This is a genomic window from Aeromicrobium sp. REDSEA-S32_B7 (assembly GCF_001626145.1).
GTDB classification, from domain to species: domain Bacteria; phylum Actinomycetota; class Actinomycetes; order Propionibacteriales; family Nocardioidaceae; genus Aeromicrobium; species Aeromicrobium erythreum.
This window is the reverse complement of record NZ_LUNF01000083.1, coordinates 1-14,724: the sequence shown is the minus strand read 5'-3', so window position 1 is coordinate 14,724 and position 14,724 is coordinate 1. Positions and strand designations below refer to the sequence as shown.

Genomic DNA, 14,724 nt, shown 5'->3' with positions numbered 1-14,724 from the left:
GTGCGATCCTGCTGGGCTACGCGGCCCAGGCGCCCGACGAGCTGAAGGTCGTCGGCGAGCCGTTCTCGGAGGAGCGCTACGGCGTCGGCTACAGCAAGGACGCCCCGGAGCTGTGCCAGTTCCTGAACGACAGCATCGAGAAGGCGTACGACGACGGAGACTTCGAGAAGGCCTTCGACGCGACGCTCGGCAAGTCGGGCAACGACGTCCCGGCGAAGCCGACGCTCGACGCCTGCGCCTGATCCCCGCGGCGGTCGCCGGGCCCACGACAGGCCCGGCGACCGTCGCTCCACCCTGCGATCCCCCACGGAGGTGACGTGGACGCGTTCACCGAGAACTTCGACCTGGTGCTCTCCGGCTTCGGCGAGACGCTGAAGCTGCTCGTCGTGTCAGGGCTCATCGCCCTCGTCGTCGGCACGCTCGTCGCGGTCGCGCGCGTCTCCCCCGTGCCCGTCCTGCGTGGTGTCGGCATCGGCTACGTGACGATCTTCCGCAACACGCCGCTGCTCGTGCTCATCCTGCTGACCTACTACGGGCTGCCCGAGCTCGGCATCGACTTCGGCTTCTTCGTCATGGTCACGATGGCGATGGGCCTGTACACGGCCGCCTTCGTCACCGAGGCGATCCGGTCGGGCATCAACGGCATCGGCCTCGGCCAGGCCGAGGCGGCCCGCTCGCTCGGCATGCCGTTCTCCCTGACGATGACGCAGGTGGTCCTGCCGCAGGCGTTCCGGCTCACCGTGCCGCCGCTGGCGAGCGTGATGATCGCGCTGACGAAGAACACGTCGCTCGCGGCCGTCTTCGGCATCGCCGAGGCGACCTTCCGCATGAAGGGGCTGAGCAACGACTACGCCAGCGAACGGGTGGTCATCTTCGCCGGGATCGCGCTCGGCTACATCCTCATCGTCGAGCTGATCTCCTTCGGCGCCAACCGCTTCGAGAAGGCCTGGAGGGTCGCATGAGCAACGCCTCGGTCCTGTTCGACGTGCCCGGCCCGCGGGCCGCACGTCGCCACCGCATCGCCGGCGTCGTCACCGTCGTCGGCATCCTCGCCCTGCTCGCGCTCGTCGTCTGGAAGCTCTGGTCGGAGGACCAGCTGACAGCGCAGCAGTGGGAGCCGTTCGTCACGCCACGCCTCGTCGACCTGCTGCTGCAGGGTCTGCTGGACACGCTGCGTGCCGCCGGACTCGCCATCGTCGGCGCGGTCGTGCTGGGTGTCCTGCTGGGCGTCGGCAAGCTCAGCGACCGCGCCGTGGTGCGGTGGCCGTCGTGGCTCGTGGTCGAGTTCTTCCGCGCCGTCCCACTCTTGCTGCTCATCATCTTCGTGTGGGGGCTGGCCGGGAACCCGAACGGCGTCATCTTCCCGCTGGTGGTCGGGCTGGTGCTCTACAACGGCTCCGTCCTCGCCGAGGTGTTCCGCGCCGGCATCAACGCGGTGCCGCGCGGGCAGGCCGAGGCCGGGTACGCGCTCGGGCTCACGAAGTCGACCGTCACGCGGATCGTCCTGCTGCCGCAGGCGGTGAAGATCATGTTCCCGTCGATCATCAGCCAGTGCATCGTCGTCCTCAAGGACACCAGCCTCGGGTACGCGATCCTCGCGCCGGGACTCACCGTGGCCGGTCGGGACATCTTCCGGACGTTCGACAACCGTCTGGCCACCGCGCTCGTGCTCGCGGCGATCTACATCGTGCTGAACCTGCTGCTGACGTTCATCGGTGAGGGGGTCCAGAAGCGCTACGTCGGCACCAGCCGCCGTGGCGGAGCGGTGGGCGCGACGACGGGCGCCTGAGCGTCAGCGCTTCTTGGGCGTGACCCAGAGGTGGATGGTGCCGGCCACGGTGACCGTGCCGTCCTTCAGGGCGGCCGTGACGCGGACCGGGACGTCGGGGCCGTCGGCCCAGGCCTCGGGTTCGGACTCGGCGGTGCAGACGAGGTCGCCGTCGGACTTCGCCAGGTACTGCACGTCCATGCCCTTGGGTAGCCAGCGGTGGTCGCTCGGGCAGGTCGCCTCGGCGAGCAGTCCCATGGCGGCCTCGAGACCGTTGCACGCTGCGCCGCTTGGGGATGGTGATCTGCGCGAAGTGCGGCTTCATCTCCTCCACGCGGAGGTGGATCGAGGCGAAGTAGGGCGCCTTTTGTCCGTAGAAGATCGAGAACAGGCGCTTGCCCTGCGGGAGCGCTGACATCTTCTGGTACACGTCGAGGGTGCTGGGCATGCGCGCGAGTCTAGGACGCTGACAGCGACGCTGTCTGCGTCGCCGGGCCGAGTGTGGCGAACCGCTCAGTAGGGTGAGGCCGTGAACCTGTCGATGACGTCGTACGCGCTGCTCGGTCTGCTCGCGTTCGACGACATGTCGCAGACGACGGGTCTGACGGGCTACGAGCTGAAGCAGCGGGCGGACCGCACGCTCAAGTTCTACTGGACGTCGCCGGCGATGAGCCAGATCTACACCGAGCTCGACAAGCTGCTGGAGCGTGACCTCGTGCACGCCGTGGAGCACGTCGAGGGCCGTCGCACGACCCGCCGGTTCCGGATCAGCGACGAGGGTCGCAGCCAGGTCGAGCGCTGGTTGTCGGCGCCCGTCGACGACCCGTTCCCGGTGCTCAAGCACCCGGTGGCGTTGCGCCTGCTGATGGGCCATCTGACGTCGGCCGAGCACGTGCAGGAGATGCTCGAGGACTATCTGATCCGCCTCGCAGACCGGCGGCGTGAGCTCGAGGCCGTCCGTGAGCTGCTGGGCGACGTCGAGGAGGTGCGGTACGCCGCGCGCGTGGCCGAGTGGGGGTTGTCGTACTACGACAGCGAGCGCGAGATCGTCGAGCGGATCCGGCGCGACGTCGAGGAACGCGGCTGAACCGCGCTCCTCGACGGGTCGCTCAGGTGGAGACCAGCGGGTCCCACGTGACGCCGGAGTCGTCGGCGTCGAGCTCCTCGCGGACGACGTCGAAGGCGACCTGCGGTGAGTACCCCTTGCGGGCGAGCATGCCGGTGAGCCTGCGGATGCGGGTGGTGTCGTCGAGACCGCGCAGGGAGCGCAGCTTCTTCTGCACCAGCCGGTGGGCCGCCTGACGTTCGGCGTCGGGGTCGACGTCGGCGAGCACGTCGCGGGCGAGGTCGTCGGCGATGCCCTTGCGGCGCAGCTCGAGGGCGAGCACCTTGGTGGCGAGCCCCTTGCTGCGCGAGCGTGACTCGACCCAGGCCCGCGCGAACGCGGCGTCGTCGACGAGGCCGACCTCCTCGAACCGGTCGAGCAGGCGGGCCGCGACGTCGTCGGGCACGTGCTTGCGGGCCAGTGCCTCGGCGAGCTCGGCGCGGCTGCGCGGCGAGTCGGTGAGCTTGTTCAGCAGGATGGTCCGGGCGACCGACTCGACGTCGGCGTCCGGGTCCTGCTGGACGTCACGTGGCGCGTCGGTCGGCGCCGGCGGCTCGTGTCCCCCGGCCACGCTCAGAACTCCGTGGCCGGCAGGTCGACGTCGTCGACCTCCTCGTCGAGCTGTGCACCGACACCGAGGTGCTCCTTGACGCGCTTCTCGAGCTCCTCGGCGAGGTCGGGGTTGTCCTTGAGGAACTGGCGTGCGTTCTCCTTGCCCTGGCCGAGCTGGTCGCCCTCGTACGTGTACCAGGCGCCGGCCTTGCGGACCATGCCGGTCTCGACGCCGACGTCGATCAGGCTGCCCTCGCGGCTGATGCCCTGGCCGTACATGATGTCGAACTCGGCCTGCTTGAACGGCGGCGCGAGCTTGTTCTTGACGACCTTGACGCGGGTGCGGTTGCCGACCATGTCGGTGCCGTCCTTGAGCGTCTCGATGCGGCGGACGTCGAGACGGACCGAGGCGTAGAACTTGAGCGCCTTGCCGCCCGTGGTGGTCTCGGGCGAGCCGAACATGACGCCGATCTTCTCGCGCAGCTGGTTGATGAAGATGGCGGTGGTGCCGGAGCCGTTGATGGCACCGGTCATCTTGCGCAGCGCCTGGCTCATGAGACGGGCCTGCAGACCGACGTGGCTGTCGCCCATCTCGCCGTCGATCTCGGCCCGGGGCACGAGGGCGGCGACGGAGTCGATGACGATGATGTCGAGCGCGCCGGAGCGGATGAGCATGTCGGCGATCTCGAGCGCCTGCTCACCGGAGTCGGGCTGGGAGACCAGCAGCGCGTCGGTGTCGACGCCCAGCTTGCGGGCGTAGTCGGGGTCGAGCGCGTGCTCGGCGTCGATGAAGGCTGCGACGCCACCGGCCTTCTGGGCGTTGGCCACCGCGTGCAGCGCGACCGTCGTCTTGCCGGAGGACTCCGGGCCGTAGATCTCGACGATGCGCCCACGCGGCAGGCCGCCGATGCCGAGCGCGATGTCGAGGGCGGTGGCGCCGGTGGGGATGACGCTGACCGGGACGCGGCCCTTCTCACCGAGGCGCATGACGGCGCCCTTGCCGTAGTTGCGGTCGATCTGGGCGATCGCGTTGTCGATCGCCTTCTCGCGCTGGTCGCTCGTCACGGCGGTGACGGGCGCGAGGGGGGACTTGGGAGGCATGCGCTGGTCCGTTCTGCTCGGTGGGTGGCCGGTCGTCTACGACGCTAGGGGCCACCTCAGACATCTGGAGCCTCGTCGACCCCGCCTGTGGACAGCGACACCCTTCGCGTCAACCGTGTGCACAACCGTAGTACGAACACCTGTTCGAGCGGGTGCGACACGCCGGGACGTGCGTGTGTGGCGTTTCCGGGGTCGCCGCTGCGCTGCCTCGGCCTTCGCTGGGGCTGGTCACCGAAAGGGCCTCGACCGGACGGCTGGCATCGGCGATGGTCCGGGGTCTCGGGCTGTGGCTCGCGCTCGGGGTCGCCGCAGGATTCTGCGTTGGCTACGGGATCCCGTCGTGAACGCATCATCCTTCGGCCACGACACCCCTATCGGTGGATCTTCAACCGCAGGACGGTTCCTGAGGGTGCAGGTCCACCGATGGTGGCGGAGGGTCACTCGACCTACACGGAGGACCCGGACGAGGAGGCCTCGTCCTGGGTGGTGCTGCCGGACGGGGCCTGGTCGAGGCCGTCGGTGCCCGTGCCGTCCTGCGACGGGGGTGCGAGCTGGCCGTCGGGCGGAGTGGGGAGCTGACCGTCCTGGCCCATCGGGCCGCCGGCGCCGCCCGGGCCGGTCTGTCCCGTCGGACCGCCCTGCGAGGTCGTGCCCGGCGACGACGCGGGGCCCTGGCCGGCGACGGCGTGGCCGGTGGCGAAGCCAGCCCCGAAGAGGGCGAGGGCGAGCACCACCACCGTCTGCGGCGCGGTCGGGTGCTCGACGGTGTCGTCGACGTCGTGGGGGCGGATGGTGTCCGTGGTGCTCATCGTGGCTCCTTCGTCGGACCACTCGGCCCGTCGACCTCCACGATGGTCGGTCACCTTCGGCGCCCGCCGTGCCCATCCTGTGCGTCGCCCATGAGGGACACGGCTTCAGCGCTCGCGCGCGGGAAGCTCCAGGCTGGCGTGGACGGCGCGCCACACGACCTTGGGGTCGACACCCGCCTCGAGGGCCTCGCTGGCCGTCCGGCCGTCGAGCTCGGCCATGACCTGCGTCGCGGCCCAGACCCGCGCGTACCCCGGGCCGAGGTGGAGGGTCATCCGCTCCCAGAACTCGCTGTGCCTCATCGCGGCCAGCATGCCACGCGACACCCGGCGTCGGCGGGCCGGCCGTCAACCCAGCGCGACGATCTCGGCGAGCAGCCGGCGGTCGAGCGGACGGTCGGCGTGGATGATCCGGGCCGGGCCGTCGGCCCACGGCTCGACGTGGACCCGCTCGAGACCGGCCTGCTCGCTCACGCGGCCCGAGGCCGGGTTCGTCTCCATCGATCGCGCGACGACGGGCCAGTCGGGCTGCGTGCGCTGCGCGGCCCCGAGGGCGACGCTCGCGACCCACGTGCCGAGGCCGTGGCCCCAGACGCTCGGCGCGAGCCGGAAGCCCAGGTTCCACCAGCCGCCGCGGGGCGACACCCCACCGGTCCCGACGACGTCGCCGCGCACGGTGACGGCCCACTCCCCCAGGCCGCTCTCGCGCCAGTCGCGCTCGGCACGCTCGGCCAGCGCGACGCTGCGCTCGCGCTCGACGAACACGCCCTCGGGGAAGTGTCGCCAGGTCTCAGGATCGGAGTAGACGGCGTGCACGGCGTCGACGTCGTCGAGCACGAGCGGACGCAGGCCCCAGTCCGACGGGTTCATCGCGACACCACTACCGGTCCCGTCGTCGCCACCATGGCGTCAGCATGGCAGGCGCGCCCCGACGGACGGACGTCAGGCTCGGACCGCGTGCGTCAGGCCGCAGAGGCCGAGACCTCGCCCGGGGTGATGCTCGAGACGCTCGCGAGGTCGGTGGCCTCCTCGATGGCCAGCAGGGTGCTGACGTCGAGCAGGACCTTGCTGAGCGGGACGTCGAGCGCGGCGGCGAGAGCTGCGAGCAGCTCCGAGCTGGGCTCCTTCTGCCCGCGCTCGACCTCGGAGATGTAGCCGAGCGACACCCGCGCCTTGGCGGACACGTCGCGGAGCGTGAGTCCCTGCGCGACCCGGCGGGCGCGCAGCACCTCACCGACCAGCTGCCTCATGGCGGTCATGGTCCACCTCCTCCGCGTGGGTCACGTCGGGATCAACGTCGCTCGACCGGAGGTGATTCCCCGGTCTCGTGACAGGTCCTACTCACAGAGCGTAGCGACCAGGGACGACAGCGCAGCACCGACCGTCCCCCGACGGACGGCGTCGCGGTCGCCGTCGAGGTGCAGCGGCTCCGACCGCAGGCGGTGGTCGGGTCCGTCGAGGCCAACGAAGACGGTGCCGGCCGGCTTGCCCTCGTTCGGGCTCGGGCCGGCCACGCCCGTCGTCGCGATGCCCCAGTCGGCGTCGAGGAGACGTCGCACACCGTCGGCCATCTGCGCGGCCGTGCCGGGGTCGACAGCACCTCGCCGCGCCAGGTGCTCGCCGTCGACGCCGAGCACCGACTCCTTGACCCGCGTCGCGTACGACACGACGCCGCCCACGACGACGTCGGACGCGCCGGGCACGTCGACGAGCGCCGCGCACAGCAGGCCGCCCGTGAGGGACTCAGCGCACGCGATCGTCTCGCCCCGCTCCCGCAGGAGCCGGACGGCCTCGACCGCGGCCGGCAGGGGTGTCACGCCGCGCTCTTCGCGTCCCGTCGCAGGGCGATCGCGTCACGGACGTACTGGACGGCCGTGACCACCGTGATGACGAGGGCGGCGGCCATGAGCACGTGGGTGACCCAGCGCAGCACGTCGCTCGCGGTGTTGTCCCACAGCTCGAACGGCAGGACGTAGCCGCCGATCGCGAGGGCCTGCAGCGTCGTCTTGATCTTGCCGCCCTGGCTCGCGGGCATGACGCCGTACTTCTTCACGACGAACCGCATGAGGGTGATGCCCCACTCGCGCACGAGCAGGACGATGGTGACCCACCACCACAGCACGCCGATGATCGACAGGCCGACGAACGCCATGCCGGTGAGCGCCTTGTCGGCGATCGGGTCGGCCAGCTTGCCGAAGTTGGTGACCAGGTTGTGCTTGCGGGCGAGGTCGCCGTCGATCCGGTCGGTGATCATCAGCAGGGCGAACGCGACCCAGGCCCACACGCGCGTCGAGACGTCCTGGCCGTCCTGGGTGAGCAGCAGCCAGCCGAACAGCGGCACGCCGAGGATGCGCACCACCGTGAGGGCGTTGGCGATGTTCAGGTTGCTCGGGACGTGCTGGGGGTCCTGCTGGTGGCTGGCGTGGGCCGGCTCCATGGGTGCCTCTCGCTCGCGGGACGGACGGTTCAGTATGCCCCACCGCGTCGACGGGCGATCTCCTCGCGAGCCTCCTCGACCGACACGGTGGTCCCGAGGCCGAGGGGCGCGGTGTGGATGCGGCGCCCGTCGGGGCTGATCACCTTCACCCGCGGGTCGAGCAGGCCGTCGCGCGACTCGACCCGGATGTCGGCCATCTCGCTCCAGAGCAGACCTACCCAGCCGTCGCCGTCGCGCATGCGCACGCCGTGCGAGTCGGCCACGAACAGCGGCGTGCGGGCGTCACGCACGCCCTGCAGCACTGTCAGCGCGAGGAACAGCAGCACGCCCCCCGGGACCCAGAGGGCGGTGTCGTCGCGCTCCCAGGCGAGGAAGCCGAACCCGGCACCGACGGCCAGCGCGGCGAGCCCGACCACGAGGTAGAGCAGCGCGCGCCGGCGGATCTCGAACGGCTGGTCCTCGACGCCGTCGTCCTGGAGCGACTCGAGACGCTCGGTGCTCACGGCCATCACCTCATCCTGCGCTGATCGACGCCAGGACGTCGTCGAGGTCGTCGGGCTTGACGAGCACGTCGCGCGCCTTCGAGCCCTCGCTGGGCCCGACGACGCCGCGGCTCTCCATGATGTCCATGAGGCGTCCGGCCTTGGCGAAGCCGACGCGCAGCTTGCGCTGGAGCATCGACGTCGAGCCGAACTGCGTCGTGACGACGAGCTCGACGGCCTGGAGCACGAGGTCGAGGTCGTCGCCGATGTCGTCGTCGAGGTCGCGCGCGGCCTGGGCCGGGGCGGTGACGTCCTCGCGGTAGCTGGGCTGCAGCTGCTCCTTGCAGTGCTTGACCACCTCCGCGATCTCCGCCTCGGTGATCCAGGCACCCTGCATCCGCATGGCCTTGTTCGCGCCCATCGGCAGGAAGAGCCCGTCGCCCTGGCCGACCAGCTTCTCCGCGCCGGGCTGGTCGAGGATGACGCGGCTGTCGGCGAGCGAGCTCGTGGCGAACGCCAGGCGGCTCGGCACGTTGGCCTTGATGAGTCCGGTGACGACGTCGACGCTGGGTCGCTGCGTGGCGAGCACCAGGTGGATGCCCGCGGCACGTGCCAGCTGCGTGATGCGCACGACCGAGTCCTCGACGTCGCGGGGGGCGACCATCATGAGGTCGGCGAGCTCGTCGACCACGACCAGCAGGTACGGGTAGGGCGTGAGGACGCGCTCGCTGCCGGGCGGCGCCTGCAACGAGCCCGCCCGGACCGCCTTGTTGAAGTCGTCGACGTGCCGGAAGCCGAAGTTGGCGAGGTCGTCGTAGCGCATGTCCATCTCGCGCACGACCCACTGCAGCGCCTCGGCCGCCTTCTTCGGGTTGGTGATGATCGGCGTGATGAGGTGCGGGATGCCCTCGTAGGCGGTCAGCTCGACGCGCTTGGGGTCGACCATGATCATGCGCACCTCGTCGGGCGTGGAGCGCATGAGCAGCGACGCGATCATGGAGTTCACGAAGCTCGACTTGCCCGAGCCGGTGGCGCCGGCGACGAGCAGGTGCGGCATCTTCGCCAGGTTCGCGACGACGAAGCCGCCCTCGACGTCCTTGCCCAGGCCGATGACCATCGGGTGGTGGTCGCCGCGCGCCTTGCCGGAGCGCAGCACGTCGCCGAGGGAGACCATCTCCTTGTCGACGTTCGGGATCTCGACGCCGATCGCCGACTTGCCGGGGATCGGGCTGAGGATGCGCACCTCGTTGGACGCGACGGCGTAGGAGATGTTCTTGCTGAGCGCGGTGACCTTCTCGACCTTGACGGCCGGGCCGAGCTCGACCTCGTAGCGCGTGACCGTCGGGCCGCGGGTGTAGCCCGTGACCTGCGCGTCGATCTGGAACTGCTCGAGCACCTCGGTGAGCCTGTCGACGACCTCGTCGGAGGCGGCCGACCGGGCCTTGTGCGGGCTGCCCTCGCGCAGGACGGTGGAGTCGGGCAGCGCGTACACGACGTCGCCGGACAGCGAGAGCTGCTCGGCGCGGGCCGGCAGCGGCTCCAGCGGCGGGAGGACCACTTCGGCCGGGTCGTCGACCTCCGCGGCCGGCGGCTCGGGCGCCGACGCGGCTGCGGCTGCGGCTGCTTCGGCCTCCGCGGCCTTCTCGGCCTTGCGTCGTTGACGCGCCGAGACCTGGCGGTCCTCGTCGGGTCCGTCGACGAGCGGGTTCTCGTAGGGCTCGTCCGGCACCGTGCGCGGGTGGCGCTTGCGAGGGGTGTCGAGCTGCTCCTCGGGCTCGGCCGAGCGGCCGAGGGCCTTGTCGCGGGTCTCGCGGAGCCGGGTCGGCACCGCGTGCAGCGGGGTGGCCGTCACGACGAGCAGCCCGAAGACGACCAGGAGCACGAGGATCGGCGCGACCGCGAACGGCGAGCGCAGGAGGTCGACGGGGATGGCGGAGAAGAGGAAGCCGACCGCTCCCCCGGCGTCACGGACGGCAGGCATGTCGTCGGGACGGGGCACGCCGTGCGCCAGGTGCACCAGGCCGAGCACGCCGCCGCTCATGGCGGACCAGCCGATGACCTGGCGTCCGACGGGACCGTTGCGGTCGGGGTGGCGCAGCGTGCGCCAGGCGATGACGGCGAGCACGATGGGCACGGCCCAGGCGAGCAGGCCGACCGAGCCGGTGGTCGCGGCACGGACGCCGTCGGCGACGGCGCCGGGCACCTGCCACCAGACCGACGCGGCCACGACGATCGCCAGGGCGACGATGCCGAACCCGACGCCGTCGCGGCGCTGCTCGGGCTCGAGCTCGGCTGCGGAGTGCCCGATGCTGCGGGCCACTGCACCGACCGCGCCGGCGATGCCGAGCCAGATCGCCGTCAGGGCGCGCGCGACGCCCCCGACGACGACCGCGACCGGACCGGGGCCCGTGCGCGGGGCAGGCTTGCGTGCCGCGGGCTTGCGCTTCGCGGTGCTGGAGGCAGGCTTCTTGCGGGCCTGGCTGCCGGACGGCCGCTTGCGCGGCGGGGAGGACGTGCGGGTCGCCATGGCGCGAGCCTAAACCACAGGTCGAGACTCGGGCGGTTCCCACGCCGTGGGCGCGGGTGGATGCCCCTGTTGCGCGGTGCGGGACTCAGAGCGCCGGGACGCCCAGGCCGAGGGCCTGGTGGAACCGCGTGAGGACGAGGTCGACGACCCGACGGTCCGGGATGCCGCCGTCGAGCACGGGAGCCGTCACCAGGTCGGCGCCGCTCTGGCGCAGCTGGTCGGCGTCGCGCCCGGGCGTGAGCACGTAGGAGGCCACCACGACCCGGCGGCCGTAGGCGCGGGCGATGTCGACGGCGTCCGAGAGCGGTGTGTCCTTGCCGCCGATCGAGCCGACGTGCACCGGACCGCCCCAGACCGCGCTCACGAGCCGCGCCATGCGCGAGTAGCCGCTGATCGCCCCGTCGTTCTCCGAGCCGGAGACGCCCAGCACGATCGTGTCGTCCTTGCGGGCGCCCGCCTCGATGAGTCGCTGCACGGCCAGCTCGGCCAGGGTCCAGTCCGGGCCGAGGGCCGGGGCGACCACCAGGTCGGGGTCGTGGCCACGGGCCACCTCGAGCGCCGTGGCCACCTCGCTGTGCGGCACGAGGGTCAGCGGCACCGCGACGCGCACGGGCGGGTAGGTCTCGTCGTGGCTCATGATCTCCACGGGCGTGTCGCGCACGTCCACCGACGGGGCGTCGCGACGCACGGCGCTGATGAGCGCCTGCAGGGCCGCGCGCTCGGCGACTCCCGCGTGGCCGGAGGAACAGGCCAGGAGCGCCTCGTCGGAACGTCGGATCACCACGGGCGACTCCCCCTCGCTGCCGGAACCGGTGCACGGCCGGCAGCGACGTGCGTAACGTCGCCGCCGGCCGCAACCGGTGTCCCACCACGGTTCGGCCCCGCGCCGAACTCTTGACCACGACGTTAGGCAGCCTGTGTTTCGCGCCCTGCGCCCGCGCGTTTCGGGCGCGTAACAGTCCGCGGGACCTTCGTCACGCCTCCAGGACGATGGGGATGATCATCGGACGACGCCGCAGCTTGCGGCCCGCGAAGGAGCCGAGCACGCGCCGGACGACCGGGCCGCTGACGATCTTGCCGTTGGTCGAGTCGACCACGACGACGACGGAGATGAAGCCCTCGTCGCGCAGGATCCGCCGGTCCTTCAGCTCACTGTCGGTGATCTCGCCGACCGAGGAGCCGTCGACGTACACGTAGCCGCACTCGACGGCGCCGACGATCGAGGCGTGCCCGTCGACGAGGTCGATCACGTAGCCGTCCTCGGCGAGGAGGACGTTCGGCACGCCGGTCTGGGTGGCCAGGGCGCCGTTGGCGTGCAGGTGACGGATCTCGCCGTGCACCGGCAGCACGTTCGACGGCTTGACGATGTTGTAGCAGTAGAGGAGCTCGCCGGCCGACGCGTGACCGGACACGTGCACGAGGGCGTTGCCCTTGTGCACCACGCGGGCCCCCAGCTTCGTCAGGCCGTCGATCACGCGGTAGACCGCGTTCTCGTTGCCGGGGATCAGCGACGACGCCAGCAGCACCGTGTCGCCCGGCTCCAGGCTCACCTGCTGGTGGCTGCGGTTCGCGATCCGCGACAGCGCCGCCATCGGCTCGCCCTGCGAGCCCGTGGACATGAGCACCATCTTCTCCGGCGGTGCGGCGTCGATCTTGTCGACGACGACGCCATCGGGCACGTGCAGGTAGCCGAGGTCGCGCGCGATCTGCATGTTGCGCACCATCGAGCGGCCCACGTACGCGACCTTGCGGCCGTGCTTCGCCGCGGCGTCGAGCACCTGCTGCACACGGTGCACGTGCGAGGCGAACGAGGCGACGATGATCCGCTGGCTGCTCGACGCGAACACGGCGTCGATCGCCGGGGTGATGTTGCGCTCCGCGACCGTGAACCCGGGCACGTCGGCGTTCGTGGAGTCGGTGAGGAAGAGGTCGACCCCCGCCTCGCCGAGGCGGGCGAAGGCCCGCAGGTCGGTGATGCGGCCGTCGAGCGGCAGCTGGTCCATCTTGAAGTCGCCCGTGTGCAGCGCGACGCCGGCGGGCGTCTTGACCGCCACGGCGAGCGCGTCGGGGATGGAGTGGTTGACCGCGACGAACTCCAGCTCGAACGGGCCGAGGTGCAGGACGTCGTTCTCGGCCACGACGTGCTGCGGGACGTCGCGCAGGCGGTGCTCACGCAGCTTCGGCTCGACGAGGGCGAGGGTCAGCTTCGAGCCGACCACCGGGATGTTGCCACGCTCGCGCAGCAGGTACGGCACGCCGCCGATGTGGTCCTCGTGCCCGTGCGTCAGCACGACGGCCACGACGTCGTCGAGCCGGTCACGGATGGGACCGAAGTCGGGGAGGATCAGGTCGACGCCCGGGTGGTGCTCCTCGGGGAACAGCACCCCGCAGTCGACGACCAGGAGCTTGCCGCCGAACTCGAAGACGGTCATGTTGCGACCGATCTCCCCGAGGCCCCCCAGGGGGATGACGCGCAGGGTGTTCGTGCCGAGTGCCGGGGGCGTCCCCAGCTCCGTGTGCATGTGGCTCAAGGAGTGTCCGTTCAGTCGAGGAGGCCGACACCATGGAGGGCGTCGCGCACCAGCGCGACCTCGTCCTCGGTGGCGTCGACCAGTGGTGCACGGGTCGTGCGGTTGTCGAGGACGCCGAGCAGCTGCAGAGCGGCCTTCGCGGCGATGACGCCTTGCGTCAGGGTCATGATCGCGCGGACGAGCGGGATCATGCGGTCGTTGATCCGGCGAGCCTCGCCGAGGTCACCCGCGTCGAGCGCAGCCAACATGTCGTCCCATGGCTGCGCCGTGATGTTGCCGCACGTGCTGACGACACCACTGGCCCCGTAGGCCATCCAGCCCAGGGTCAGCGCGTCGTCACCGGAGTACAGGCGGATACCGGTCTCGCGCATGAGGTAGGCACCGCGCTCGAGGTCACCGACCGCGTCCTTGACCGCGACCACCAGGGGGTTGCGGCGCAGCTCCACATAGGTGGACTCGGCGATGGTCGTGCCCGAACGTCCGGGGTGGTCGTAGAACATGACGGGCACGTCGCCGCCCGCGGCGGCGACCTCGTGCACGTGCCTGACGATGCCAGCCTGGGGCGGCTTGCTGTAGTAGGGCGTAACGACGAGCAGGCCGTGCGCGCCGGTCTTCGCAGCACTCTGGGCGAGCTCGACGCTGTGCCGCGTGTCGTTCGTGCCGACCCCCGCCACGATCGTGGCGCGGTCGCCGACCGCCTCGAGGACCGCCGCCAGCAGACGCGCGTCCTCCTCCCCCGTCGTCGTCGGCGACTCACCGGTCGTGCCACTCACCACGATGCCGTCGTTGCCGTGGTCCACCAGGTGCGTCGCGAGCCTCTGCGCCGCGTCGAGGTCGAGGTCCCCCTCAGGGGTGAACGGCGTGACCATGGCGGTCAGGACGCGGCCGAACGGTGCGGCCTCGCTGGCGAGCGGGGAGGTCATGGACCGAGGTTACCGCTGACCGCCGTCAGCATCCCCGCCGCACCTGTGTCGTCTGCCGCCCACGGCCCGGCACCCCCGCTGTGTCCTCTGCTGGGGCCGCTACCGTCGGCGCATGACGTCGTACGAGCTCGACCGCGCCGTCGCCTCCACCGCGGGCGACGACGGGCACCGCCACCTGACCCTCACCGCGGACTGGAACACGCCCAACGGGACGGCCAACGGCGGCTACGTGCTCGCGATCCTCGCCCGAGCGGTGCTCGACGAGGCCCGCACGAGCGCACCGGACCACCCGGACCTGCTCACCGTCTCGGTCAGCTACTTCAAGCCGCCGACCCCCGGACCGGCGTCGGTCGAGGTCACCACCCTGCGCGTCGGCCGGCGCGTCTCGGTGCACCAGGCCGCCCTGCAGCAGGGTGGCCGCACCGTCGCGCACGCCGTGATCTCCCTGCACGACTGGGACGCGGCCGGCACCGTCGAGCACCTCCCGCACGC

Annotated in this window: 18 protein-coding genes and 1 pseudogene; 5 read left to right on the top strand and 14 right to left on the bottom strand. The window is 71.3% G+C overall.

Annotation, left to right across the window (positions count from 1 at the left end):
• From A6Q79_RS06405 to A6Q79_RS06395, 3 genes are all read left to right on the top strand, one after another.
• A partial coding sequence (locus A6Q79_RS06405; RefSeq protein ID WP_369037992.1) for a transporter substrate-binding domain-containing protein occupies positions 1-242 on the top strand: 242 nt, incomplete at its 5' end.
• 75 nt (positions 243-317) lie between these two features.
• The gene (locus A6Q79_RS06400) at positions 318-962 is read left to right on the top strand and encodes an amino acid ABC transporter permease (protein WP_067856856.1); all 645 of its coding nucleotides are present in this window, start codon (positions 318-320) and stop codon (positions 960-962) included.
• Entirely contained in the window at positions 959-1,789 is an 831-nt protein-coding gene (locus A6Q79_RS06395; protein WP_286691037.1) for an amino acid ABC transporter permease, read from the top strand. The genes A6Q79_RS06400 and A6Q79_RS06395 overlap by 4 nt, the downstream gene beginning before the upstream one ends.
• 3 nt (positions 1,790-1,792) lie before the next feature.
• Here the strand turns inward: A6Q79_RS06395 and A6Q79_RS06390 are convergent.
• Positions 1,793-2,186, bottom strand: a pseudogene (locus tag A6Q79_RS06390) (hotdog fold domain-containing protein).
• A gap of 111 nt (positions 2,187-2,297) precedes the next feature.
• Between A6Q79_RS06390 and A6Q79_RS06385 the strand changes: the two are divergent.
• Positions 2,298-2,855 carry a PadR family transcriptional regulator gene (locus tag A6Q79_RS06385; protein WP_286691039.1) on the top strand — a complete coding sequence of 186 codons (558 nt, stop codon included), beginning with the start codon at positions 2,298-2,300 and terminating at the stop codon, positions 2,853-2,855.
• Between the two features lie 22 nt (positions 2,856-2,877).
• On the opposite strand, the gene A6Q79_RS06380 is transcribed toward A6Q79_RS06385, so the two are convergent.
• The 13 genes from A6Q79_RS06380 to dapA all read right to left on the bottom strand — a co-directional run bounded on the left by A6Q79_RS06380 (position 2,878) and on the right by dapA (position 14,232).
• On the bottom strand, positions 2,878-3,444 hold the full coding sequence (locus tag A6Q79_RS06380; protein ID WP_236749849.1) for a regulatory protein RecX: 567 nt from the start codon (positions 3,442-3,444) through the stop codon (positions 2,878-2,880).
• Positions 3,445-3,446: 2 nt separating this feature from the next.
• Positions 3,447-4,526, bottom strand: a complete 1,080-nt coding sequence (gene recA / locus A6Q79_RS06375) for a recombinase RecA (protein ID WP_067856842.1) — start codon at positions 4,524-4,526, stop codon at positions 3,447-3,449.
• 446 nt (positions 4,527-4,972) lie between these two features.
• Entirely contained in the window at positions 4,973-5,335 is a 363-nt protein-coding gene (locus A6Q79_RS06370) for a hypothetical protein (protein ID WP_317697180.1), read from the bottom strand.
• Between the two features lie 105 nt (positions 5,336-5,440).
• Positions 5,441-5,635 carry a DUF3046 domain-containing protein gene (locus A6Q79_RS06365; protein WP_067861477.1) on the bottom strand — a complete coding sequence of 65 codons (195 nt, stop codon included), beginning with the start codon at positions 5,633-5,635 and terminating at the stop codon, positions 5,441-5,443.
• Between the two features lie 45 nt (positions 5,636-5,680).
• Entirely contained in the window at positions 5,681-6,202 is a 522-nt protein-coding gene (locus A6Q79_RS06360; RefSeq protein WP_286691041.1) for a GNAT family N-acetyltransferase, read from the bottom strand.
• Positions 6,203-6,294: 92 nt separating this feature from the next.
• On the bottom strand, positions 6,295-6,591 hold the full coding sequence (locus A6Q79_RS06355) for a helix-turn-helix domain-containing protein (protein ID WP_286691042.1): 297 nt from the start codon (positions 6,589-6,591) through the stop codon (positions 6,295-6,297).
• Positions 6,592-6,669: 78 nt separating this feature from the next.
• Positions 6,670-7,149, bottom strand: coding sequence for a CinA family protein (locus A6Q79_RS06350; RefSeq protein ID WP_286691043.1), 480 nt, complete (start codon positions 7,147-7,149; stop codon positions 6,670-6,672).
• The gene (pgsA, locus tag A6Q79_RS06345; protein ID WP_286691044.1) at positions 7,146-7,769 is read right to left on the bottom strand and encodes a CDP-diacylglycerol--glycerol-3-phosphate 3-phosphatidyltransferase; all 624 of its coding nucleotides are present in this window, start codon (positions 7,767-7,769) and stop codon (positions 7,146-7,148) included. The genes A6Q79_RS06350 and pgsA overlap by 4 nt, the downstream gene beginning before the upstream one ends.
• A 29-nt stretch (positions 7,770-7,798) precedes the next feature.
• On the bottom strand, positions 7,799-8,278 hold the full coding sequence (locus tag A6Q79_RS06340) for a hypothetical protein (RefSeq protein WP_067856825.1): 480 nt from the start codon (positions 8,276-8,278) through the stop codon (positions 7,799-7,801).
• A 4-nt stretch (positions 8,279-8,282) separates the two neighbouring features.
• On the bottom strand, positions 8,283-10,778 hold the full coding sequence (locus A6Q79_RS06335) for a DNA translocase FtsK 4TM domain-containing protein (RefSeq protein WP_317697175.1): 2,496 nt from the start codon (positions 10,776-10,778) through the stop codon (positions 8,283-8,285).
• An 85-nt stretch (positions 10,779-10,863) separates the two neighbouring features.
• Positions 10,864-11,562, bottom strand: coding sequence for a sirohydrochlorin chelatase (locus A6Q79_RS06330; protein WP_067856822.1), 699 nt, complete (start codon positions 11,560-11,562; stop codon positions 10,864-10,866).
• 190 nt (positions 11,563-11,752) lie between these two features.
• Positions 11,753-13,300: a ribonuclease J gene (locus A6Q79_RS06325; RefSeq protein WP_317697173.1), complete on the bottom strand. Its 1,548-nt coding sequence runs from the start codon at positions 13,298-13,300 to the stop codon at positions 11,753-11,755.
• A gap of 20 nt (positions 13,301-13,320) precedes the next feature.
• Positions 13,321-14,232 carry a 4-hydroxy-tetrahydrodipicolinate synthase gene (gene dapA / locus A6Q79_RS06320; RefSeq protein ID WP_286689156.1) on the bottom strand — a complete coding sequence of 304 codons (912 nt, stop codon included), beginning with the start codon at positions 14,230-14,232 and terminating at the stop codon, positions 13,321-13,323.
• A 112-nt stretch (positions 14,233-14,344) separates the two neighbouring features.
• On the opposite strand from dapA, the gene A6Q79_RS06315 reads away from it, so the two are divergent.
• On the top strand, positions 14,345-14,724 hold a 380-nt coding region (locus A6Q79_RS06315), incomplete at its 3' end, for an acyl-CoA thioesterase domain-containing protein (protein WP_317697170.1).